Raw genomic sequence first — 21,060 nt, 5'->3', positions numbered from 1 at the left:
CCCGCGTCGACGAGGCACAGGCCCCGCCTAGGCTCGACCGCACAGCACCCACCGCACCACACAGCCCCCGCCCGAGAGGATCCCCTCATGCACCGCACCCGCGCTGCTCTCACCCCGCGCCGCCGCACCGTCGGCGCCGTGCTCGCCGGCCTCACCGCGGCCGCCCTGCTGCTCACCGCCTGCTCCGGATCCGCCTCGCCCTCGAAGAGCGGTGCGACCGGCGCCGCGGATGAGAACGCCACTCTCACCGTGGGTCTCGTGCTCGAGCCGTCGAGCCTCGACCTTCGGCACACCGCCGGGGCGGCGCTCGAGCAGGTGCTCGTCGACAACATCTACGAAGGCCTGGTCACCCGCACGCAGGACAACAAGATCGTCGACCGCCTCGCGAAGAGCCACGAGATCTCCGCGGACGGACTCACCTACACGTTCGTGCTGAACGACGGCATCACCTTCCACGACGGCGCGAAGCTCACTTCCGCAGACGTCGTCTCCTCGCTGCAGACGGCGAAGGACGACCCGACCGTGCAGGGTCACGCCGACCTCGCCGGCGTCGCATCGATCACCGCGACCGATGACAAGACGGTCACCATCACGCTCACCCAGCCGAGCCAGAACTTCCTGTTCAGCCTCACGGGCACCGCGGGTCTGGTGTTCCAGAAGGGCGACACCACCGACCTGCAGGCCGCGGAGAACGGCACCGGGCCGTTCACGCTCACCCAGTGGAAGAAGGGCGACTCGCTCACCTTCGCCCGCAACGACCAGTACTGGGGCACGAAGGCGGGTGTGAAGAGCATCGTGTTCGACTACATCCCCGACTTCACCGCGGGGGTCAACGCCGCGCAGAGCGGCACCCTGGACGTGCTCACCGCCGTCGACGCGAACCTCGCCCCGCAGCTGGAGAAGAAGTTCACCCTCACCAAGGGCCGCACCACCGACAAGGGGACGCTCGCGTTCAACAACGCGAAGGCGCCGCTCGACGATCAGCGCGTGCGCGAGGCGCTGCGCCTCGCGATCGACCACAAGGCGATCATCGAGGCCCGCGGCATCGGCACGACGCTGTACGGCCCGATCCCCCAGCTCGACCCCGGCTACCAGGATCTCTCCGGCACCGCGCCGTACGACCCGGACAAGGCGAAGGCGCTGCTGAAGGAGGCCGGCCAGGAGAACCTCGCCCTCACCCTCACGATCCCGTCGTTCTACGGATCCACTGTCCCGCAGCTGCTCACCAGCGACTTCAAGAAGATCGGCGTCAAGCTCACGGTGAACTCGGTCGAGTTCCCCGCCTGGCTCGACTCGGTGTACACGAAGCACGACTACGACCTCAGCTTCGTGCTGCACGTCGAGCCGCGCGACTTCGGCAACTTCGCCAACCCCGACTACTACTTCGGCTACGACAACCCCGAGGTGCAGAAGCTGTACGCGCAGTCGCAGACCGAGCTCGACGCGAAGAAGTCGGCGCAGCTGCTCTCCCAGGCGGCCGAGATCGTCGCGAAGGACGCCGCCGCCGACTGGCTGTACGAGGACGAGACCCTGACCGCGGTGCGCCCCGGGGTGCACGGCTTCCCGAAGGAGTCGATCAACTCGCGGCTGGATCTGCGCGGCGTGACCGTCACGAAGTAACCTCGGCCCTGTGCTCCGCTACGCGCTCACCCGGGGAGCCCTGCTCATCGTGGGGCTCCTCGTCGCGAGCGTGCTGATCTTCCTCGCGCTGCGGGTGTTCCCCGGCGACGTGGCGCAGCTGCTCGCCGGGGACAAGGCCACGCCGGCGCAGGTCGAGGCGATCCGTCAGGGACTCGGTCTGGATCAGCCCCTGGCGCTGCAGTATCTGGGCTGGATCGGCGGGGTGCTGCGCGGCGATCTCGGCACGTCGCAGCTCAACGGCGCCTCCGTCGCCGCCGAGCTCGCGCAGAAGGCGCAGGTGACTGTGCCGCTCGCCGCGCTCGCGCTGATCATCGCCCTGCTCATCGCTGTGCCTTCGGGCATCGGATCCGCGATGCTGCGCGGCCGGGCCGCCGGCACCGCGCTGAACGTCGCGGCGCAGGCCGTCGCCGCGGTGCCGGTCGTCTGGGCCGGCATGATGCTCGTCGTGGTGTTCGCGGTCTGGCTGGGCTGGCTGCCCGCCCAGGGCTTCCCGCGGGACGGCTGGGCGGATCCCGGCGCGGCGTTCCAGGCGCTCCTCCTGCCGGCGCTCACCATCGGCGTCGTCGAGGGCGCCCTGCTGCTGCGCTTCGTGCGCAGCGCGACGCTGCAGGCCGCCTCGCAGGACTTCGTGCGCACGGCGGCGGCGAAGGGCCTCACCCGCAACCGTGCCCTGCTGCTGCACGGGCTGCCCGCCGTCGGGCTCTCCGTCATCACCGTGCTCGGCATCCAGGTCGCGGGCATCATCGTCGGCTCGGTCGTCGTGGAGCAGCTGTTCACCCTGCCGGGCATCGGGCGCATGCTCGTCGCGGACGTCGGCACACGCGACCTCGTGAAGGTGCAGGGCGAGCTGCTGGTGCTGACCGGCATGGTGCTGATCATCGGCTTCGTGGTCGACCTGGTGCACCGCGCCCTCGACCCGAGGCAGCGGGAGGCCGACGAATGACCGCGCTGCGACGGCTCTGCTCCTCTGCCGCGGGACTGTTCGGTCTGATCGTGGTGGTGCTCATCCTCGTCACGGCCCTGGTGTCGCTGTTCTGGACGCCGTTCGACCCCCGCGCGACGGATGTCACGTCCCGCTGGCTGCCGCCCGGCTGGCCGCATCTGCTCGGCACCGATCTGACCGGGCGCGACATCCTGAGCCTGCTCATGGCGGGCGCGCGCACGACCGTGCTCGTCTCGGCCGGGGCGGGCCTGGTGGCCACCCTGATCGGCATCGCGCTCGGCGCGCTGGGCGCCCTCACGGCGCGCTGGGTGCGCGAGACGGTCGCCGTGTTCGTCGACATCCTCATCGCCTTCCCCGTGCTGATCATCGCGATGCTCATCTCCACGGTGCAGGGAGGCTCCCTGTGGGTCGTCGTATGGGCGGTCGGGATCGGATTCGGCGTCAACGTCGCCCGGGTGACCCGTCCGGAGCTGCGTCGCGTGCAGCACAGCGATTTCGTCGTCGCCGGACGGGCCTCCGGGCTGACCCCCGCGCAGAACCTCGTGCAGCACCTGCTGCCCAACGTCGCACCGGTGTTCATCGTGCAGCTGAGCTGGGCGATGGCGACCGCCGTGCTCGCCGAGGCCGGGCTCTCCTACCTCGGATTCGGCGCCTCCGTCGTGGATCCGTCCTGGGGGATCCTGCTGGCCGACCTGCAGCGCTACATCCAGGTGCATCCGCTCTCGGTCGTGTGGCCCGGTCTCACGATCACGGTCACGGTGCTCGCCTTCAACCTGCTCGGCGACGCCCTGCGCGACGCCACGGATCCGACCCTGCGCACGGGGAAGCGGTCGGCCCGGCAGGGACGTCGCGGCCCCGCACCGCTCCCGGAGGTGACCGCATGAGCCTGGAGGTGACCGACCTGGTCGTCGAGATCGACGGCCGCCGGGTCGTCGACGGGGTGTCCTTCGCCGTTCCCGACGGCGCCCGCGTGGGGCTCATCGGCGAGTCCGGGTCGGGCAAGTCGCTCACCGCCCTCGCCGTCATGGGACTGCTTCCCGACGGCGCCACCGCATCCGGCAGCGTGCGCTGGAACGGCCGCGAGATCCTGGGGATGCCGGACCGCGAGCTCGCGGGCATCCGCGGCGACGAGATCGGGATGGTGTTCCAGGAGCCGCGCACCGCCCTCAACCCGATCCGCACGATCGGCCGTCAGATCGCGGAGACGATCCGGATCCACGAGCGGGTCGACCGGCGCGCGGCCCGCGCCCGCGCCGTCGCCGAGGCCGCGCGCGTCGCGCTGCCCGACCCCGAGCGGATCATCGACCGCTACCCGCACCAGCTCAGCGGCGGTCAGCGCCAGCGGGCGGCGGTCGCGATCGCGCTCGCGGCCCGTCCGCGGCTGCTCATCGCCGACGAGCCCACCACCGCCCTGGACGTCACGATCCAGGCGGGGGTGCTGCGGCTGCTGCTGTCGCTCGTGGAGTCGGACGGCATGTCGCTGGTGTTCATCACGCACGATCTCGCGGTGCTGGCCCAGGTCACGACGCACGCGGTCGTGCTCGCACACGGCCGCGTGGTCGAGTCCGGGCCCCTCGAGGCGCTGCTCACCGCGCCGACCTCGCCGATCACGCAAGGGCTGCTGCGCGACGCCACTGCCACGCTGTGGCGCGGCGAGGAGGAGGCATGAGCGACGTGACGACGAACTCCGACGAGGCCTCCGCCCCGCCGCTGATCCGCGCCCGCGGGCTGCGCCGGGAGTATCTGGCCGCACGGAAGGAGCCGTTCGCCCGGCGCACACGCACGGTCGCGCTCGACGATGTCGACCTCGACGTCGCCGCGGGCCGCGCGCTCGGCATCATCGGCGAGTCCGGATCCGGCAAGTCCACGCTGATCCGGCTGCTGCTCGGCCTCGACCGGCCCACCGCGGGCACCGTGAGCGTCGGCGGCCGCCCGGTCGAGGCCTCGGCCTCGGCGCGGGCGCTGCACTGGCTGCGCCGCGAGACCGGGCTGGTGTTCCAGGATCCCTATGCATCGCTGGATCCGCGGCAGTCGGTGGGCCGCATCGTGTCCGAGCCGCTGCGCGCGCTCGGCATCGCGGGCGATCATCGCGCGCGCGTCGCCGAGGTGCTCGGGCGCGTGGGGCTGGACCCGGCGATGGCCGACCGCTACCCGCACGAGTTCTCCGGCGGCCAGCGTCAGCGCGTCGCCCTGGCCCGCGCGATCGCGCACCGGCCGCGCATCCTCGTCGGCGACGAGCCCATGTCGGCGCTCGACGTCACCGTGCGCGCGCAGATCCTCGATCTGCTCCGCGAGCTGAGCACGGACGGCATGACGCTGGTGCTCGTCTCCCACGACATCGGCGTGGTGCAGAACCTGTGCGACGACGTCGCCGTGATGACCGAGGGCCGCATCGTCGAGCACGGGCCGACCGCGCAGGTGCTGCACCACCCGGCGCACGCGTACACCCAGCGGCTGCTCGCGGCGATCCCGGTCATCCCCGGGCGCTGAGCCGGGCGGACCGGAGCGCGGTCATCCCGCCGCGGCCCGCAGCGCCGCGGCGACGTGCAGGGCCGTGCTGGGGAACACACGCACCGAGACGTCCGTAGCCTTCACGAGCAGTTCGATCTCGGTGCAGCCCAGGACGATCCCCTCAGCACCCCGGCCCACGAGGTCCGCGATGACCTCCCGATAGCGATGCCGCGACTGCTCGAGGACCACGCCCTGAACGAGTTCGTCGTAGATGATCCGGTGCACGTCGCGACGGCCCTCCGCATCGGGGACGAGCACGTCGAAGCCGTGCTGGGCCAGCCGGTCACGATAGAACGGCTGCTCCATCGTGAAAGCGGTGCCGAGCAGGCCGATCGTACGGATGCCGCCGGCTCCCGCGATCGCCGTGGCCACGACGTCGGCGATGTGCAGGAAGGGCACGCCGAGCGCCGCCTCGATCTCGTCGGCGACGATGTGCATCGTGTTCGTGCAGAGCACGACGAGCTCCGCCCCTGCCTGTTCCAGTCGGACGGCGTGCGCTGCGAGGATTCGCCCCGCCGCTTCCCAGTCCCCCTCGGCCTGGAGCGCTTCGATCTCGGCGAAGTCGAGGGAGTCGAGCAGAATCGGAGCGGAGTGATATCCCCCGTGTTCCGCCCTCACCTGCTCGTTGGCCAGGCGGTACCACTCCAGGGAAGACTCCCAGCTCATGCCGCCGAGAACGCCGATCGTCTTCACTCCGGGTTCCCTGCGGCGTCGTCCCCCGTGCGCGGCAGCGATTTCTGCAGGAACAGCACGTCCAGGGAGCGGCCGAACTTGACGCCGACGTTCTTCAGGTGCCCGGCGTCCACGAAGCCGTAGCGGCGGTGCAGGGCGATGGACGCTCCGGCCGCCGTGGGCTCGATCACCGCGATGAGTTCGCGGAGTCCGGCCGCGGCGCTCGCGTCCAGCAGCGCCTCGAGCAGGGCCTTGCCGAGCCCGCGCCCCGCCGCCTCGGGGCTCAGGTAGATCGTGTTCTCGGCGCTGAACCGATAGGCCGACTTCGCGCGCCAGTGCTGCGCGTATGCGAAGCCGAGCACCGTGCCGTCCGCGTCCTCGGCGGTGAGGAACGGCAACCCGGTTTCCGCGAGCAGCTCGTGCTTGTGCTCCCAGACCGCCTGCTCCGTCTCCTCCTCGTCGAAGGTCACGGTGCTGGTGCGCACGTAGTGGTTGTAGATGTCGCGGATCGCGGCGAGATCGTCGGATCGGGTGGGCCGGATCCGGACCCCCTGACCCCCCTCGGCGGACGACGCGGTCCCGGTGTCGCTCATGCGATCCTCCAGTCGACGGGCGCGGCGCCCTGCTCCTCGAGCAGCGCATTCGCACGGGAGAACGGACGGGATCCGAAGAAGCCACGGCTCGCCGACAGCGGCGACGGGTGGGCCGAGGAGATCACCGGCGTGTCGCCGAGCATCGGGCGCAGCCCCTCGGCGTCCCTCCCCCAGAGCACCGCGACGAGCGGCGCGTCCCGGGCGACGAGCGCGCGGATCGCGAGCTCGGTGACCTTCTCCCACCCCCAGCCGCGATGCGATGCGGGCGCGCCCGGTCGCACCGTGAGCACCCGGTTCAGCAGCAGCACGCCCTGATCGCTCCAGCTCGACAGGTCGCCGTGCGCGGCGGGCGGGATCCCGAGATCGCTCTCCAGCTCGCGGTAGATGTTGCCGAGACTGCGCGGCAGCGGCCGCACCTCGCGATCAACGGCGAAGGACAGGCCGATCGGATGCCCCGGCGTCGGATAGGGATCCTGGCCGACGATGAGCACCTTCACGTCGGCGAGCGGCCGAGAGAAGGCGCGCAGCACATTCGCTCCGGCGGGGAGATAGCCGCGGCCCGCGGCGGTCTCGGCGCGCAGCCGGTCGCCGAGCTCCGCCACCAGCGGGGCGACCGGATCCAGTGCCTTCGCCCAGCCCGGATCGAGCTGTCCCTCGGCCGCGAGCGCGGCCAGCGACTTCGGCATCAGCGTGCGGCCCGGTCGCTCGAGACGGTCACGCCGTCGGATCCGGCGAAGACCCGCCACACGCTGCCCGCACCGGCGATGCGCAGCCCCTCGGCGTCCGCGATGAGGGCGGTGCTCTCATCGATGCCGACGCCGCCGTCCACGGCCCCGGACTCGGCCGCCGCGATGAGGCGGGTGAGCGTGCCCCACTGGGCGACGTGCACGTCGACCGAGACGTCGACGAGGCCGATGCCGGGCACAACGGTGACCTCGTCGAGGTCCTCCGCGGTCTCCTCGGGCGCGACGGCGACGCCGCCGATCCGCCAGCCGCCGAGGATCGCATGCTCGGCGGCGATCATCGCGCCCGCCGAGAAGCCCAGGTACGGGACTCCGCCCTGCACCGCGGCGCGGATGACGTCGTAGCCGCCCTCCAGCGCCGCATGGTAGGCGGGGGTGAGTCCGCCGCCGATGACGATGCCGTCAGCGCCGGCGAAGACGCCCGGATCGACGAGGTCGCTCTCCCCCACGGCGACGACCTTCGCGTCGACGGGGATCGCGCCGTCGTCCGTGAGCGCGTCGACGAGGTCGCCGGCGTGCTTCGCCGACGCGTCCTCGCGCACCGTCACCACCACGACCGACGGCCGCTGCCGCCCGTCCGCGGCGGCGAGGGCGACGACCTCCGCCGTGAACGCGGCGAAAGCGGCGCGGCCGAACCCGCCGCCGACCAGGTGCACCCCCACGGTCAGTCCTCCCCGCGCGGACGCAGCGGACCGCGCGCGAGCAGGTGCGCCGCGGCCTGCGCCACGGGCCGGATCACGACGAGATCGAGATTCACGTGGCCCGGCGCGTTGAGCGCGTACGCGATCACATCGGCCACGTCCTCGGCCAGAAGCGGAGCCTCGACGCCCGCGTAAACGGCCTCGGCGGCGACCGCATCGCCGCCGAGACGGCGCAGCGCGAACTCCTCGGTGCGCACGAGACCCGGCGCGATCTCGGTCACCCGGATCGGCTCGCCGCTGAGCTCCTGGCGCAGCACCTGCGGGATCATCGCCTCGGCGGCCTTGGCGGCGTTGTACCCCGCTCCGCCGGGGTACGCCTGACGCGCCGCGGTCGAAGTCAGGAACAGCAGATCGGCATGACCGCCGCTGCCCGCCGCCGCCCGCAGCTGCGGCAGCAGGGCCGCGGTGAGCTGCTGCACCGCGAGCACGTTCGCCTCGAACATCCAGCGCCAGGTCGAGGCGGAGCCGTCCTCCACGCGGTCCGTGCCGCGGGCGCCGCCGGCGACGTGCACGACGGCGTGCACGGGTCCCGTCTCGGCCAGGTGCGCGGCCAGTCCGGCGATCTGCTCCGGGTCGGTGAGGTCGGCGGCGTAGGCGGTGGATCCGGTCTCCGCGGCCAGCGCCTGCAGGCGGTCCTCGCGACGGGCGACGCCGACGACGTCCCAGCCACCGGCCCGGAGGGCCCGCACCGTCGCCTCGCCGATCCCGGTGCTCGCCCCGGTCACGACTGCTCGTCGGCGTTCTCCTGCCGCAGGAATGCTGGTGGTCATGCGACCACGCTACGGGATCCCCCTGTTACGTCACATTTCCCGCGCCTTGTTGACAGGTGCCCGCGGTTCGTACTCTCGATGCAATGCCGCGGCCCCCGAGCCCGTCGACGGGAGCGGCCCACCTACCCTGCGACGCGGTTCGGTGTCGCTCACCCCCAAGGAGACATCATGACCGCTGCCGAGAACTGGCGTTTCGAGACCAAGCAGATCCACTCGGGCGCCGCGCCCGACCCGGTCACCAAGGCCCGGGCGACGCCGATCTACCAGACCACGTCGTACGTCTTCGACAACGCCGACCACGCGGCGAACCTCTTCGCGCTCGCCGAGTTCGGCAACATCTACACCCGGATCCAGAACCCCACCCAGGACGTGCTCGAGCAGCGCCTCGCCGCGCTCGAGGGCGGCACCGGTGCGCTCGTGCTCTCCAGCGGGCAGGCGGCCTCGACGTTCGCGATCCTCAACATCGCCCAGGCCGGCGACCACTTCGTGTCGAGCTCGTCGATCTACGGCGGCACCTACAACCTCTTCAAGTACACGCTCGCCAAGCTCGGCATCGAGGTCACGTTCGTCGAGAACCAGGACGACATCGACGAGTGGCGCCGCGCCGTCCGCCCGAACACGAAGCTGTTCTTCGCGGAGACCATCGGCAACCCGCAGATCAACGTGCTCGACATCCGCGGCGTGGCCGACGCCGCGCACGAGGCCGGCGTGCCCCTCATCGTCGACAACACGATCGCGACCCCGTACCTGATCCGCCCGTTCGAGCACGGCGCCGACATCGTCGTGCACTCCGTCACCAAGTTCCTCGGCGGCCACGGCACCACCATCGGCGGCGCGATCATCGACGGCGGGAAGTTCGCCTGGTCGCAGAACGTGGAGAAGTTCCCGGGCCTCACCGAGCCCGACCCCTCCTACCACGGCGCCAGCTACACCACCGCGGTCGGCGACGCCCTCGCCTACGTCATCAAGGCGCGCGTGCAGCTGCTCCGCGACCTCGGCTCCGCGATCGCGCCGCAGAGCGCCTGGAACCTCATCCAGGGCATCGAGACGCTGTCCCTGCGCATCGAGCGCCACGTGCAGAACGCCCAGGAGATCGCCGAGTGGCTCGACGCCCGCGACGACGTCGCCAGCGTCAACTACTCGGGCCTGCCCACCTCGCCCTGGTACGCCGCGGCGAACACCTACGCGCCGAAGGGCGTGGGCGCCGTGCTCTCGTTCGAGCTGAAGGGCGGCGTGGACGCCGGCCGCGAGTTCGTGAACAGCCTCACCCTGTTCAGCCACCTCGCCAACATCGGCGACGTGCGCTCGCTGGTCATCCACCCCGCCTCCACCACGCACGCCCAGCTCACCCCGGAGCAGCAGCTCACCACGGGCGTCACGCCGGGCCTGGTGCGCCTGTCGGTCGGCCTCGAGAACATCGAGGACCTCAAGGCGGACCTCGACCAGGCCCTCGCCGCCGCGCGCAAGGTCTCCGAGGCCGCGCGCGCCTGACGACTCCTCCTCAGAGACGGGAGCGCCCCGGGTCTTCGGATCCGGGGCGCTCCCGTCTTCGTGAGCGTGCGCCTGGTGTCGACGCCCCCTCCATCGCCGCGTTTCCCTCCCCCTGTCGCCTTTCCCTCCCCTGGTTCGCGTCGCTGAGGGGAGGGAAAGAAGCTGCGGGGAGGGAAACAGGGGCTCGGGGGGCAAGGGGCGGGGACGGACGGGTGTCGCTCCGCACACGGCTGCAGCCGGGCCGGCTCTCCACCGGGTTCGTGAACGACGTCCCCTGAGCTGTGCCGCCCACGCACGATCGCATGATGACGAACCCTCTCGGGATCTCCGACGCCCGCGCGCTCCTGCGCACTCGTGCGCAGCTGCGTTCGGCCGGGACGAGCGAACGCGCGATCGACGCGGCCCTCGCGGCGGGCGAGCTGCTGCGGCTGCGACGCGATCGATATGTCGATGCAGCCGCGTACGAGGCGCTGTGGAGCGAAGGCCGCCACCTCGTCCAGACCGTCGCCGCTGCGAAGAACCTGGACGATCACAGCGCAGTGTTCTGGGGTCCGTCCGCCGCCGTGCTGCACGGCTTGCCGCTCTACCGCCTCCGCCCGGCGAGCGTGCACACGGTGATCCTCGGCGGCCACCACGGCCGCGTACGGGCCGGCGTCCGGCAGCACGAGGTGTCTCTCGGCGTCGGAGACGTGATCGACATCGACGGGATCCTGTGCACCTCGCTGGACCGCACGATCCTGGACCTCGCCTGCACGGTCCCGGCCGAGGCGGCCGTGTGCGCCGCCGACGCCGCGCAGCGCCGCGAGACGGTCGTGGGGAACGAGTCCCCGCGGATCGCGCCGCACTCTGGCACGCGCGCCTGGCCGACCGCGCCGCAGCGAGCCGGGCGTGGGGCATCCGGGGCGCTCGCGAACTGCTCGCGTTCGCCGACGGCCGCGCGCAGCTGCCCGGAGAGAGCGTCAGCAGGCTGCAGCTGCATCGTCTCGGGTTTCGCGGTCTGCTCCTCCAGGTGCCGGTCACCGGTGCGGACGGCGATCGATACTGGCTGGATTTCGGATTTCCGCGTGCGAAGGTGTTCGGAGAGTTCGACGGCCGGGGCAAGTACCTCGACGATGATCTTCGCGAGGGGCGTGCCGCGGAAGAGGTCGTCCTCGATGAGAAGCGGCGTGAAGATGACGTGCGCGGCGTGACCGGCTGGCGCTTCGCGCGCTGGGACAGCACGCACATCGGCACTGCGGAGATCCTGGGCCGACGCCTCGCCCGCTTCGGCGTGCGCCCGCCGGGATGAGTCGCGCTCACTCTCCCGCTCCTGCGCCACGCCTGGGTTCGCATGTGCCGCGCTCGGGCACCTATTCTGCCGGGTGCAGGATCGTGTTTCCCTCCCTCGGCCGCCTTTCCCTCGCCTGATTTGCGCTGCTCCGGGGAGGGAAAGGCGACGGAGGGAGGGAAACACGAATGAGGCGAGGACACGGGGCAGGCGCCGACGCAACAAGCCCGCATCGCGATCCCCGCACCGCGACAACCGCACCGCGATCCCCGCGACGCACGAGGATCCGTAACCTTCCGCGCTCTGCCGCCCGCACCCAGGAGAATGGATCCATGGACTGGCAGACGACCTCGGAGGACACGGTGCCCTCGGCGCGCGTCTCGGAGGCGGATGCCCGCCTGCTGCGTGCGCGTCCGCCGGCCACGGGCGCCTGGCGCGACGGCGATCCCGCCGGAGACCGCCGGTTCGAGGCATTCGGGCCGTTCCGCACCGAGGGCGGCGAGCAGCTGCCGCTCATCCGGCTCGCCTACGAGTCCTGGGGCGAGCTGAACGAGGCGCGGGACAACGCGATCCTGATCCTGCACGCGCTCACGGGCGACAGCCACGTGGTGGGCGAGGCCGGCCGCGGACACGCGACGAGCGGCTGGTGGGGCGAGATCGTCGGACCCGGCTGCGCGATCGACACCGACGAGTGGTTCGTGATCGCGCCGAACATGCTCGGCGGATGCCAGGGGTCCACGGGCCCCTCCAGCATCGCGCCCGACGGCTACGAGTGGGCCTCGCGCTTCCCCTACCTCACGATCCGCGACCAGGTCGCCGCGCAGGTGCTGCTGGCCGACGCCCTCGGCATCGAGCGCTGGGGGGCCGTGATCGGCGGATCCATGGGCGGCATGCACGCCCTGGAGTGGGCGGTCGGGCACCCCGACCGCGTCGAGCGTCTCGCCATCCTGTCCTCTCCCCCGGTGACGACGGCCGACCAGCTCGCACTGAACTTCGTGCAGCTCGAGACGGTGCGGATGGATCCGCGCTTCGCCGGCGGCGAGTACTACGACGCGCCCGTCGGCGAGGGGCCCCACCGCGGCCTCGCGCTGGCGCGCCGCATGGCGCTGCTGAACTACCGCAGCCCGATCGAGCTGAACCAGCGGTTCCAGCGGTCGTGGCAGTCCGACGTGTCGCCCCTCGGACAGGGCGGCCGGTTCGCCGTGGAGAGCTATCTCGACTTCCACGGCAACAAGTTCACCCGCCGCTTCGACGCGAACAGCTACCTGACGCTCGTGGAGGCGATGAACTCGCACGACATCGGGCGCGACCGCGGCGGTGTCGAGGACGCCCTGAAGCGGGTCAGCGCGACGACGCTCGTGCTCGGCATCGACACCGACCGGTTGTTCCCCGTGGACGGCCAGCACCGCATCGCCCGGGGCATCCCGCGGACGCTCGACGGAGCCGAGGCCGTGGTGCTCGCGAGCGACTTCGGCCACGACGGCTTCCTCATCGAGACCGACGAGGTCGGCCGGCACCTCACGAGGCTGCTCTCGTCCTGATGCCCTGGTGCGATCAGGGACCTTCGAACCGCCAGACCGGATCCTCGGCGACCAACCGCTCGCGGGCGCCCTGCGGCGCTCCGGCGAGCTCGTCGCCGTCCCAGAAGAGCAGCATGCCCGCCTTCGTGGGCGTGGCCCGCGTGCGGAACAGGACCGCGTCGCCGACCCGTGCCAGGGCATGCTCCACCCGGGTCGTCCCCTGCAACGCGTGCAGGGTGCGCCAGGTCGGCGGCATGAGGGCGATCTCCCCCGCGTCCCGGGCGGCGAGCGCCGCCTCCGGGGTCAGCCAGCGGGTCTCGACGACCTCGTCCAGGGCCGGACGGATCGCCCCGCCGGGATCCGCGGCGACGAAGAACCAGGTGCGCACGCGCTTCGGGATGCCGGGCGGCGGCACCCAGCACGACAGCAGCGCCAGGCGCTCCAGGGCGAGCCCGACCTCCTCGGCGGTCTCGCGCACCGCGGCGCGCCCGGCGTCCTCGCTCTCGTCCGCGCCCGCGATCCGGTCCTCGGGCTCCACCATGCCCCCGGGGAACACCCATGCGCCCGCGAACGACCCTCTGTCCGGTCGCCGCAGCAGCAGCACCTCGATGCCGTCCGCTGCGTCGCGCAGGATCACCGCGGTGCCCGCGACGGGCAGGTCGTCGTCCTCGGCGGAGCTCATCCGCCCATGCTAGGACGCACCCACGACGCGGTGCGCGACGACGGACCGATCCGGCCGGCTCAGGCCAGGTCGCGAACCCGCACGGATCCGGTCTCGGTGTGGTACCGGCGCTGCACCGCGTAGGACGCGATCGCGATTCCGAGACCGAGCACCGCAAGGCCGGCGCCCACCCAGGACGGCGCGGCGAAACCCCAGCCCCAGGCGATCACGAGCCCGCCGAGGAAGGCGCCCAGGCTGTTGCCGATGTTCAGCGCCGAGTGGTTCAGCGCCGCCGCGATGGACTGGTTGTCCCCCGCGACCTCCATGAGCCGCGTCTGGATCGCCGGGCTCAGGATCGAGGACAGCAGGGCCATGATGAACGAGAGCGGCACGAGCAGCCAGATCGAGAACGACAGGATCGCGAGCAGCACGAGCACGACGGCCATCGCCCCGAGGCCGACCAGCAGCGTGAGCCGGAGATTGCGGTCGCCGAAGACGCCGCCCAGCAGATTGCCGACGGTCATCCCCAGCCCGAACACCACGAGCGTGATCGGCACCATCCATTCGGGAGCCCCCGCCCGCTCCGTGACGACGGGGGCGATGTAGCTGTAGACGGCGAAGAACCCGCCGAAGCCGATGGCGCCGGTCGCGAGCGCGAACCAGACCTGGGGACGCCGGAACACGCGCAGCTCCGCGCGGAACGTGCGTCCGGGATCCCCCTCGTGCTGCGGCACGAAGAAGGCGATGCACACCGTGGCGAGCGCGAACACGATCGTGACGACGAGGAACGCGCTGCGCCAGCCGACGTGCTGCCCGAGGTAGGTTCCCGCCGGCACGCCCACCACGTTCGCGATGGTGAGACCGGTGAGGATGAACGCCACGCCCTTGGCGCGCTTGCCCGGGCCGAGCACGTCGGAGGCCACGAGGGCGCCGATCCCGAAGTAGGCTCCGTGCGGCAGACCCGCGATGAAGCGCGCGAGGCCCACGGTCTCGAACGTGGGCAGCACCACGGCCAGGCCGTTGCCGAGGGTGAGCGCGATCGCGAGCCCGACCATCACGCGGTGGCGCGGGAAGCGCGCGACGAGGCCGGCGATGGTGGGAGCGCCGAGCACCACGCCCAGCGCGTAGAGCGACACCAGCAGGCCGGCGCGGCCGATCGCCTCGTCGGGGTTCTGCGCCCACAGCTCGGGCAGCAGGTCCTGCGCGATGTTGGGGAGCAGGCCCATGGCGACGAACTCGGTCATGCCGATGCCGAAGCTGCCGATGGCGAGGGAGAGGAGCGCCCGCATCGCCGCACCCCTCGAGAGGCTCGAGGGTTTCATCCGTCCAGCTTAGAGGCTGCCGGAGTCGTCGATCGCCCGCTCGAGGCGCGCGATCTTGCCGTCGATCTCGCCGGTGTAGCCCGGGCGGATGTCGGCCTTGAGCACGAGCGAGACGCGGGATCCGAACGGCATCACGGCCTCGGTGGCGCGCTTGACGACGTCCATGACCGTGTCCCAGTCGGGACCCTCGATCTCGGTGAACATGCTCGTGGTGCGGTGCGCGAGCCCGGAGGCGCGGACCACGGCCACCGCGGCGGCGACCGCGTCGTGCACCGAGGCGTCGGCGCTCTCGGGGCGATCGGGGGCGGATCCGCTGGGGGCGACGGAGAAGGCGACGAGCATCAGGACCTCCTGGTTTCGGGGAGCTCGGGGGTGAGGGACGAGGGGCGGCGCACCGGCGTGCGCACGATCGCGCGGATCGCGACCACGCAGATGACCACGACGAGGATGTTGCGCGCGCTCAGCAGAGCGATCGGAAGCGCCTGCGCCGCCAGCAGCTGGTCGTACACGACCGGGTAGACCGCCTGGGTCAGCGCGTAGTCGACGAGGAGGAGGATCGCGGGGATCCGCACGCGAGGGCCGTCGAGCAGGCACCACAGCACGACGGGGGCGAGCATCCACACCTGGAACTGCGGCGAGCCGACCTTGTTGCACGCGATCAGCACGGCGACCAGGGCGAGCATGGTCGCCGGCAGCAGGCGCCGCGCGGAGGCTCCGGCCCGGAGCTTCCACAGCGCCAGCGCGGCGATGACGACGACGCCGAGCGCCATCAGCGGGGTGAGCACGGCGGCGACGAGATCCACTCCGGGCCCGGTGAGCTGGAAGGTGAGGATGTCGCGGCTGTACTCGATCCGCGTCACGCCGATCTGGGTGAGCCACAGCAGCGGCGTCGCGCCGACCGCCTCGATCTGCAGGCCGCGGCCGCTCATCTGGCTGAGGAAGCCGAGGAGGTTCTTGGATCCGCCCAGCAGCACGAGGCCCAGCACGACAACGAAGGTCACGATCGCGGCGGAGGCGATCATCCGGATCCGCCCGCGCAGGAGCGCGAGACCGGCCACGAACAGGGCGCCAGGCCAGATCTTGATCCAGGCGCCGATCGTGAACAGGGCGCTCGCCACCGCCGGCCGGGAGAACAGCCACAGTCCGCCGATGATCGCGAGCGGCACGGTGATCGCGTCGATCCGGAACATCGCGATGGGACCGAGCAGCAGGAGCGCGAGCATCCAGAGCAGGGCCGCGGTCCTGCGGCCCCGGCTGCGGCGAGCCCGCGTGCCGCGCAGCAGGAACGCGAAGCCGATCGCGTCGAGCGCCGTCACCAGGATCGACCAGGCGACGACGTAGCTCGCGGATCCGACCGCGTACGCCCCCGGGAACAGCGGATGGATCAGCTGCGAGATCCCCTGCGCGATCAGCATGGGCACGAGCGCGAGCTGCGGGTAGACCCAGCTCTCGGTGACGCCGACGATCGCTCCCCCGCTGAGCGCGTTCCTCGCCCACGGCTCGTACACGAACACGGTGTCGCCCATCGGCAGCGCCGGCATCCACCACCCGATCATCGCGACGTACAGGTGCGCGACGACGAAGGCCAGCCAGAGCACCGAGAGCGGCAGGCCCGCCCGGCGCAGAGCCGCGGATGCGCGACGCTCGCCGCCTCGGGTCGGTTCGGCACGGGTCGCGCCCGTCGGCTCGGCACCGCTCACGCGCGGCCCTCCTCGGTCTCTTCGTGGTGTTCGTTCTCGTCGGGGTCGCCGTCGCCGGCGAGCACCCCCGCGATGGCGGCGGGCAGCGCCTCCGCGACGTCCAGGGCGACGAGGGGGTGCCCCGGGGATCCGTCCGCCGGGTCGGCCTCGGCGGCGATCCGTCCGGCCGCTCCGTGCAGCCACGCCGCGCTCGCGGCGAGATCGGCCAGCGGAGTCCCACGCCCGGCGGCCCGATCGGCGGCGACGAGTGCGCCGAGCACACCCGCGAGCACGTCTCCGGTGCCCGCCGCGGCGAGCCAGGCGGTGCCGGCGTCCACCGCGATCGCGTACCCGGCCCCGGACTCGGCGACGAGGGTCGTCGCGCCCTTGAGCAGCACGGCGCCGCCGAGCGCGCCCGCCGTCTCGACCACGGCCGCCGCGCGCCGGACGGGGTCGTCCAGGATCTCCGGCCCGGCGGAGGCCAGGCCCAGCGTCTCGCGCAGCCGGGCGAACTCCCCGGCGTGCGGGGTGGCGACCACCGGGGCGGAGGACGGGAGCAGCCCCAGCGCGCCGGCGTCGACGACGACCGCTGCAGAACCGGAGAGCACGCGGCGCAGCGCAGCGGTCTCCTCGGCGGAGCGCAGCGCGGGGTCGGTACCGGATCCGATCACCCAGGCGTCGGCCCGTGCCTCCTCCCCCGCTGCCGGCTCGGAGACGACGGTCTCAGGGCGGCGTGCGAGCACCAGATCCACGGCACGGCGCGGTCCGACGTAGCGCACATAGCCCGATCCGGCGCGCCATGCCGCCTCGACGCCGAGCACGGCGGCACCGGGATACGCATCGGATCCGGTGCGCAGCGCGACGACGCCGCGACTGCGCTTGTCGTCGGTCCGGCCGGGCACGCGCAGCAGGCGGCGGACGTCCCGGCGCGTCCACACGAGGCGGCCGTGCGCGTCGAGGACGCCGGCGGACGGAGAAGGCATGGGATCCACGGTACTGGGCCGCGGCTGTGCGCGCCGTCGCATCGCCTCGAGGCACGGAAACGACGACGACGGATCCGCACCCCCTCCACGGCGGGTAGCGTCGTCGCGTGAGCCTTCTGTTCTCCCCGATGACCATCCGCTCCCTCACCCTGCGCAACCGCCTGTGGGTCTCCCCCATGTGCATGTACAGCGCCGTCGACGGCCTGCCGCAGGAGTGGCACCACACGCACCTCGCGCAGTTCGCCTCGGGCGGCGCCGGCCTCATCGTCGCCGAAGCCACCGCGGTGCTGCCCGAGGGCCGGATCAGCCCGCGCGACACGGGTCTGTGGAACGACGCCCAGCGCGACGCCTGGGCGCCGATCGTGGCGGCCGCGCACGCCCGCGGCGCGCACATCGGCGTGCAGCTCGCCCACGCCGGACGCAAGGCGTCGACGTGGTGGCCGTGGGCCGGGGAGTCCGGATCCGTGCCCGCGACCGAGGGCGGATGGCCGACGGTCGCCCCGTCCGCGATCGCCTTCGAGGGCTTCGCGGAGCCTGCGGCACTCGACGACGCCGGGATCGCCGCCGTCGTCGCGGGTTTCGCCGACGCTGCGCGCCGCGCGCTGGACGCGGGCTTCGACGTGCTGGAGATCCACGGCGCGCACGGCTACCTGCTGCACCAGTTCCTGTCGCCGCTGAGCAACCACCGCGAGGACGCCTACGGCGGGACCCTGGAGAATCGCGCACGGCTGCTGCTCGAGGTCACCGCGGCCGTGCGCGCGGTCGCGGGCGAGGAGGTCCCCGTCTTCGTGCGGATCTCGGCCACCGACCACGCTCCCGGCGGCTTCACCCCCGACGAGGCGGCGATCGTGGCCGACTGGGCGGTGGCCCGCGGGGCCGATCTCATCGACGTGTCCAGCGGCGGGCTCGTCGCCCATCAGCGGATCGACGTGCACCCTGGGTATCAGGTCCCGCTCGCCGCCACGGTGCGCCAGGGCGGCCGCATCCCGTCCTCCGCGGTCGGACTGCTGACCGACGGCGCCCAGGCCGAGGCCGTGCTCCAGAGCGGCGCCGCCGACGCGGTCTTCGCGGGCCGGGAGTGGCTGCGCGACCCGCATTTCGGCCTGCGGGCCGCGCACGAGCTCGGCGACGCCGTCGCCTGGCCCGATCAGTACCTCCGCGCGCGCTGGCGCTGATCAGCGGCCGAAGCCGCGCCGCGTGATGTCGCGCACCTCGCCGACGAGCTCCTCGATGATGTCCTCCAGGAACAGGATCGCGGTGGTCTCGCCGGAGGCGTCGCGCACCTGCGCGAGGTGACGCCCCGCGCGCCGCATGATCGCGAGCGCGTCCTCGAGGTCGGTGTCCTCCTGCATCGGCACCATCTGATGGATCCGCTTCGCGGGGATCGGGAGCCCGGCCCGTGCCGCGGCCTCCGGCCCCTCGGCGGAGCGGATGACGTCCTTCAGGTGCACGTAGCCGACCGGCGCCCCTTCGGCGTCGACCACCACATAGCGGGAGAAGCCGTGCTTGGCGACCGCGCGCTCCACGTCGTCCGGGGTCGCGCCGAGCGGCAGCGTCACCAGGTCCGCCAGCGGCACCGCGACGTCGCGCGCGTCCTTGTCGGTGAACTCCACCACCGCGCTCACCGTGCCCGCCGAGTCGGCGAGCACGCCCTCGCGCCGGGACTGGTCCACGATCGTCGCGACCTCGTCGAGCGTGAAGGTCGAGGCGGCCTCGTCCTTCGGCTCCACGCGGAACAGCCGCACGACGCCGTTGGCCGTCGCGTTCAGCCCGCGGATCACCGGGTAGAACACCTTCGAGATCCACACCAGCGGGGTCGCGAGGATGAGCACGGCGCGGTCCGGCACCGAGAAGGCGAGGTTCTTCGGCACCATCTCGCCGAAGACCACGTGCAGGAACGACACGATCACCAGCGTGATGATGAACGCGATCGCGTCCACCGCCGCCTCGGCGAGTCCGATGGCCCCCAGGGGCGCGGCGAGCAGGTGGTGCATCGCCGGTTCCGAGACGTTCAGGATCAGCAGCGAGCACACCGTGATGCCCAGCTGCGAGGTCGCAAGCATGAGCGTCGCATGCTCCATCGCGTACAGGGCGGTGCGCGCGGATCGGGATCCGCGTTCGGCGAGCGGCTCGATCTGCGAGCGGCGCGCCGAGATCACCGCGAACTCCGCGGCGACGAAGAAGGCGTTGAAGGCGAGCAGCACGAACAGCCATGCGATTCCGGCCCAGTCGTTCATCGCTCACCCCCTTCCTCGACGGCCGGATCCGCGACGAAGCGGATCCGATCCACGCGGCGGCCCTGCATGCGCACGACGTGCAGCGTCCCGCCGGCCACGGGCACCTCGTCCCCGGCCTTGGGCAGGCGCTCGAGCACGCTCATCACGTACCCGCCGACGGTGTCGTAGACGTCGCCCTCCGGCACCTCGATGCCGGTGCTGGCCCGCAGCTCGTCGGGGCGCAGTTCGGCGGGGAAGGTGATGCCGTCACGGCCCCGGACGACGCCGGCGCGGGTGCGGTCGTGCTCGTCGGAGACCTCGCCGACGATCTCCTCGACCAGATCCTCGAGCGTGACGATCCCGGCGGTGCCGCCGTACTCGTCCACGACGATCGCGAGCTGGTAGCCGCCGCCGCGCAGCTCGGCCACGAGCGCGTCCAGGTGCACCGTCTCGGGCACCCGCAGCGGCTCGGAGGAGAGCGCGCCGACCGGTACCTCCGTGCGCCGGTCGCGCGGCACCGACACCGCGGCCTTGAGGTGCACGACGCCGGTGATGTCGTCGAGGTCCTCGTCGTACACGGGGAAGCGGCTGTGGCCGGTGCGCCGGGCCAGGCCGATCACGTCATCGGCGGACTCGGCGGCGGCGATCGCGTGCATGCTGGGGCGCGGGGTCATCACGTCGCCGGCGGTGAGGCGCGCGAACCCGAGGCTGCGGTCCAGCAGGGTCGCGGTGTCCTCCTCGAGAACGCCGGCGCTGGCGGAGCGTCGTACGAGCGAACTGAGCTCCTCGGCCGAGCGGGCGCCGCTGAGCTCCTCCTTGGGCTCGATGCCCATCGCCCGCAGCACCCCGTTCGCGCTGCCGTTGAGCAGCGCCACGATCGGCCGGAAGACCGTGGTGAAGGCGGTCTGGAACGGGATCACGACCTTCGCGGTCGCGACCGGCAGCGCCATCGCGAAGTTCTTCGGCACGAGCTCGCCGAGGATCATCGAGAGCATCGTGGCGACGGTCATGGCCACGATCACCGCGATGGTCACCGTGACCGGCTCGGGCAGGCCCCAGGACGACAGCACGGGGCGCAGCAGGTTCGACAGCGCCGGCTCCATGGTGAAACCGGTGAGCAGCGTCGTCAGGGTGATGCCCAGCTGCGCCGACGACAGATGCGTCGAGGTGATCTTGAGAGCGGCGATGGTCATGCCCAGCCGGCTCTCGCCGCGATCCCGCCGCGCCTCCAGATCGGCGCGGTCCAGGTTCACCAGCGCGAACTCGCTGGCGACGAACAGGCCCGTCCCGACGATGAGCAGAAGCCCCACGCCCAACCAGATGTAGTCCATCACGGTGTCACCTCCG

At 72.1% G+C, this 21,060-nt stretch carries 21 protein-coding genes; 9 read left to right on the top strand and 12 right to left on the bottom strand.

The genetic code is table 11. The features are described from left to right. The first annotated feature begins 87 nt into the window (after positions 1-87). The 5 genes from WFJ01_RS10675 to WFJ01_RS10655 are packed head-to-tail and all read left to right on the top strand — an operon-like array spanning position 88 to position 5,074. Entirely contained in the window at positions 88-1,620 is a 1,533-nt protein-coding gene (locus tag WFJ01_RS10675) for an ABC transporter substrate-binding protein (RefSeq protein ID WP_336628998.1), read from the top strand. A 10-nt stretch (positions 1,621-1,630) separates the two neighbouring features. Beyond that, complete coding sequence (locus WFJ01_RS10670; RefSeq protein WP_292881129.1) at positions 1,631-2,584, top strand: ABC transporter permease; 954 nt, start codon at positions 1,631-1,633, stop codon at positions 2,582-2,584. Beyond that, on the top strand, positions 2,581-3,468 hold the full coding sequence (locus WFJ01_RS10665; protein ID WP_295033113.1) for an ABC transporter permease: 888 nt from the start codon (positions 2,581-2,583) through the stop codon (positions 3,466-3,468). The genes WFJ01_RS10670 and WFJ01_RS10665 overlap by 4 nt, the downstream gene beginning before the upstream one ends. Further along, positions 3,465-4,253 (top strand): ABC transporter ATP-binding protein, encoded by a 789-nt coding sequence (locus tag WFJ01_RS10660; protein WP_336628997.1) that lies wholly within the window; start codon positions 3,465-3,467, stop codon positions 4,251-4,253. The genes WFJ01_RS10665 and WFJ01_RS10660 overlap by 4 nt, the downstream gene beginning before the upstream one ends. Continuing rightward, complete coding sequence (locus tag WFJ01_RS10655; RefSeq protein ID WP_336628996.1) at positions 4,250-5,074, top strand: ABC transporter ATP-binding protein; 825 nt, start codon at positions 4,250-4,252, stop codon at positions 5,072-5,074. Before WFJ01_RS10660 ends, WFJ01_RS10655 begins: the two co-directional genes overlap by 4 nt. 21 nt (positions 5,075-5,095) lie before the next feature. Here WFJ01_RS10655 and WFJ01_RS10650 read toward each other — a convergent pair whose 3' ends face one another. From WFJ01_RS10650 to WFJ01_RS10630, 5 genes are read right to left on the bottom strand one after another with little or no spacing between them, the layout of a single operon-like run. Continuing rightward, positions 5,096-5,788: an aspartate/glutamate racemase family protein gene (locus WFJ01_RS10650; RefSeq protein WP_251444828.1), complete on the bottom strand. Its 693-nt coding sequence runs from the start codon at positions 5,786-5,788 to the stop codon at positions 5,096-5,098. Further along, positions 5,785-6,360 carry a GNAT family N-acetyltransferase gene (locus tag WFJ01_RS10645; protein WP_336628995.1) on the bottom strand — a complete coding sequence of 192 codons (576 nt, stop codon included), beginning with the start codon at positions 6,358-6,360 and terminating at the stop codon, positions 5,785-5,787. Before WFJ01_RS10645 ends, WFJ01_RS10650 begins: the two co-directional genes overlap by 4 nt. After that, complete coding sequence (locus WFJ01_RS10640; protein WP_336628994.1) at positions 6,357-7,046, bottom strand: uracil-DNA glycosylase; 690 nt, start codon at positions 7,044-7,046, stop codon at positions 6,357-6,359. Before WFJ01_RS10640 ends, WFJ01_RS10645 begins: the two co-directional genes overlap by 4 nt. Then, positions 7,046-7,765: a Type 1 glutamine amidotransferase-like domain-containing protein gene (locus WFJ01_RS10635; protein ID WP_336628993.1), complete on the bottom strand. Its 720-nt coding sequence runs from the start codon at positions 7,763-7,765 to the stop codon at positions 7,046-7,048. The genes WFJ01_RS10640 and WFJ01_RS10635 overlap by 1 nt, the downstream gene beginning before the upstream one ends. Before the next feature lie 2 nt (positions 7,766-7,767). Further along, positions 7,768-8,574, bottom strand: a complete 807-nt coding sequence (locus WFJ01_RS10630; protein ID WP_336628992.1) for an SDR family oxidoreductase — start codon at positions 8,572-8,574, stop codon at positions 7,768-7,770. A 168-nt stretch (positions 8,575-8,742) separates the two neighbouring features. On the opposite strand from WFJ01_RS10630, the gene WFJ01_RS10625 reads away from it, so the two are divergent. The 3 genes from WFJ01_RS10625 (at position 8,743) to metX (ending at position 12,873) form a co-directional block, all read left to right on the top strand. After that, positions 8,743-10,065, top strand: a complete 1,323-nt coding sequence (locus WFJ01_RS10625) for a bifunctional o-acetylhomoserine/o-acetylserine sulfhydrylase (RefSeq protein WP_292881153.1) — start codon at positions 8,743-8,745, stop codon at positions 10,063-10,065. Positions 10,066-10,370: 305 nt separating this feature from the next. Further along, positions 10,371-11,255 (top strand): hypothetical protein, encoded by an 885-nt coding sequence (locus tag WFJ01_RS10620; protein WP_336628991.1) that lies wholly within the window; start codon positions 10,371-10,373, stop codon positions 11,253-11,255. 409 nt (positions 11,256-11,664) lie between these two features. After that, positions 11,665-12,873 carry a homoserine O-acetyltransferase MetX gene (metX, locus tag WFJ01_RS10615; RefSeq protein ID WP_292881159.1) on the top strand — a complete coding sequence of 403 codons (1,209 nt, stop codon included), beginning with the start codon at positions 11,665-11,667 and terminating at the stop codon, positions 12,871-12,873. Positions 12,874-12,886: 13 nt separating this feature from the next. On the opposite strand, the gene WFJ01_RS10610 is transcribed toward metX, so the two are convergent. The 5 genes from WFJ01_RS10610 to WFJ01_RS10590 are packed head-to-tail and all read right to left on the bottom strand — an operon-like array spanning position 12,887 to position 17,497. After that, positions 12,887-13,534, bottom strand: coding sequence for an NUDIX hydrolase (locus WFJ01_RS10610; protein WP_336628990.1), 648 nt, complete (start codon positions 13,532-13,534; stop codon positions 12,887-12,889). Positions 13,535-13,593: 59 nt separating this feature from the next. Then, positions 13,594-14,835 (bottom strand): MFS transporter, encoded by a 1,242-nt coding sequence (locus tag WFJ01_RS10605; RefSeq protein WP_292881165.1) that lies wholly within the window; start codon positions 14,833-14,835, stop codon positions 13,594-13,596. 9 nt (positions 14,836-14,844) lie between these two features. Beyond that, positions 14,845-15,177 (bottom strand): thiamine-binding protein, encoded by a 333-nt coding sequence (locus tag WFJ01_RS10600; RefSeq protein WP_251444857.1) that lies wholly within the window; start codon positions 15,175-15,177, stop codon positions 14,845-14,847. Next, the gene (locus WFJ01_RS10595; RefSeq protein WP_336628989.1) at positions 15,177-16,535 is read right to left on the bottom strand and encodes a hypothetical protein; all 1,359 of its coding nucleotides are present in this window, start codon (positions 16,533-16,535) and stop codon (positions 15,177-15,179) included. Before WFJ01_RS10595 ends, WFJ01_RS10600 begins: the two co-directional genes overlap by 1 nt. After that, a complete protein-coding gene (locus tag WFJ01_RS10590) occupies positions 16,532-17,497 on the bottom strand; it encodes an ADP-dependent NAD(P)H-hydrate dehydratase (protein ID WP_292881170.1) in 966 nt (321 codons plus the stop codon). The genes WFJ01_RS10595 and WFJ01_RS10590 overlap by 4 nt, the downstream gene beginning before the upstream one ends. A 107-nt stretch (positions 17,498-17,604) precedes the next feature. On the opposite strand from WFJ01_RS10590, the gene WFJ01_RS10585 reads away from it, so the two are divergent. After that, complete coding sequence (locus WFJ01_RS10585) at positions 17,605-18,672, top strand: NADH:flavin oxidoreductase/NADH oxidase (RefSeq protein ID WP_251444866.1); 1,068 nt, start codon at positions 17,605-17,607, stop codon at positions 18,670-18,672. Here WFJ01_RS10585 and WFJ01_RS10580 read toward each other — a convergent pair whose 3' ends face one another. Together WFJ01_RS10580 and WFJ01_RS10575 are read right to left on the bottom strand one after the other, a co-directional pair. Next, positions 18,673-19,734 (bottom strand): hemolysin family protein, encoded by a 1,062-nt coding sequence (locus tag WFJ01_RS10580; protein WP_295032496.1) that lies wholly within the window; start codon positions 19,732-19,734, stop codon positions 18,673-18,675. After that, positions 19,731-21,044 (bottom strand): hemolysin family protein, encoded by a 1,314-nt coding sequence (locus WFJ01_RS10575; RefSeq protein WP_251445392.1) that lies wholly within the window; start codon positions 21,042-21,044, stop codon positions 19,731-19,733. Before WFJ01_RS10575 ends, WFJ01_RS10580 begins: the two co-directional genes overlap by 4 nt. Between the last annotated feature and the right edge of the window lie 16 nt (positions 21,045-21,060).

The organism is Microbacterium sp. MMO-35 (genome assembly GCF_037147555.1).
Lineage (GTDB): Bacteria > Actinomycetota > Actinomycetes > Actinomycetales > Microbacteriaceae > Microbacterium.
Note: the sequence above shows the minus strand (reverse complement) of the source record. Positions and strands in the feature narration are given on the sequence as shown.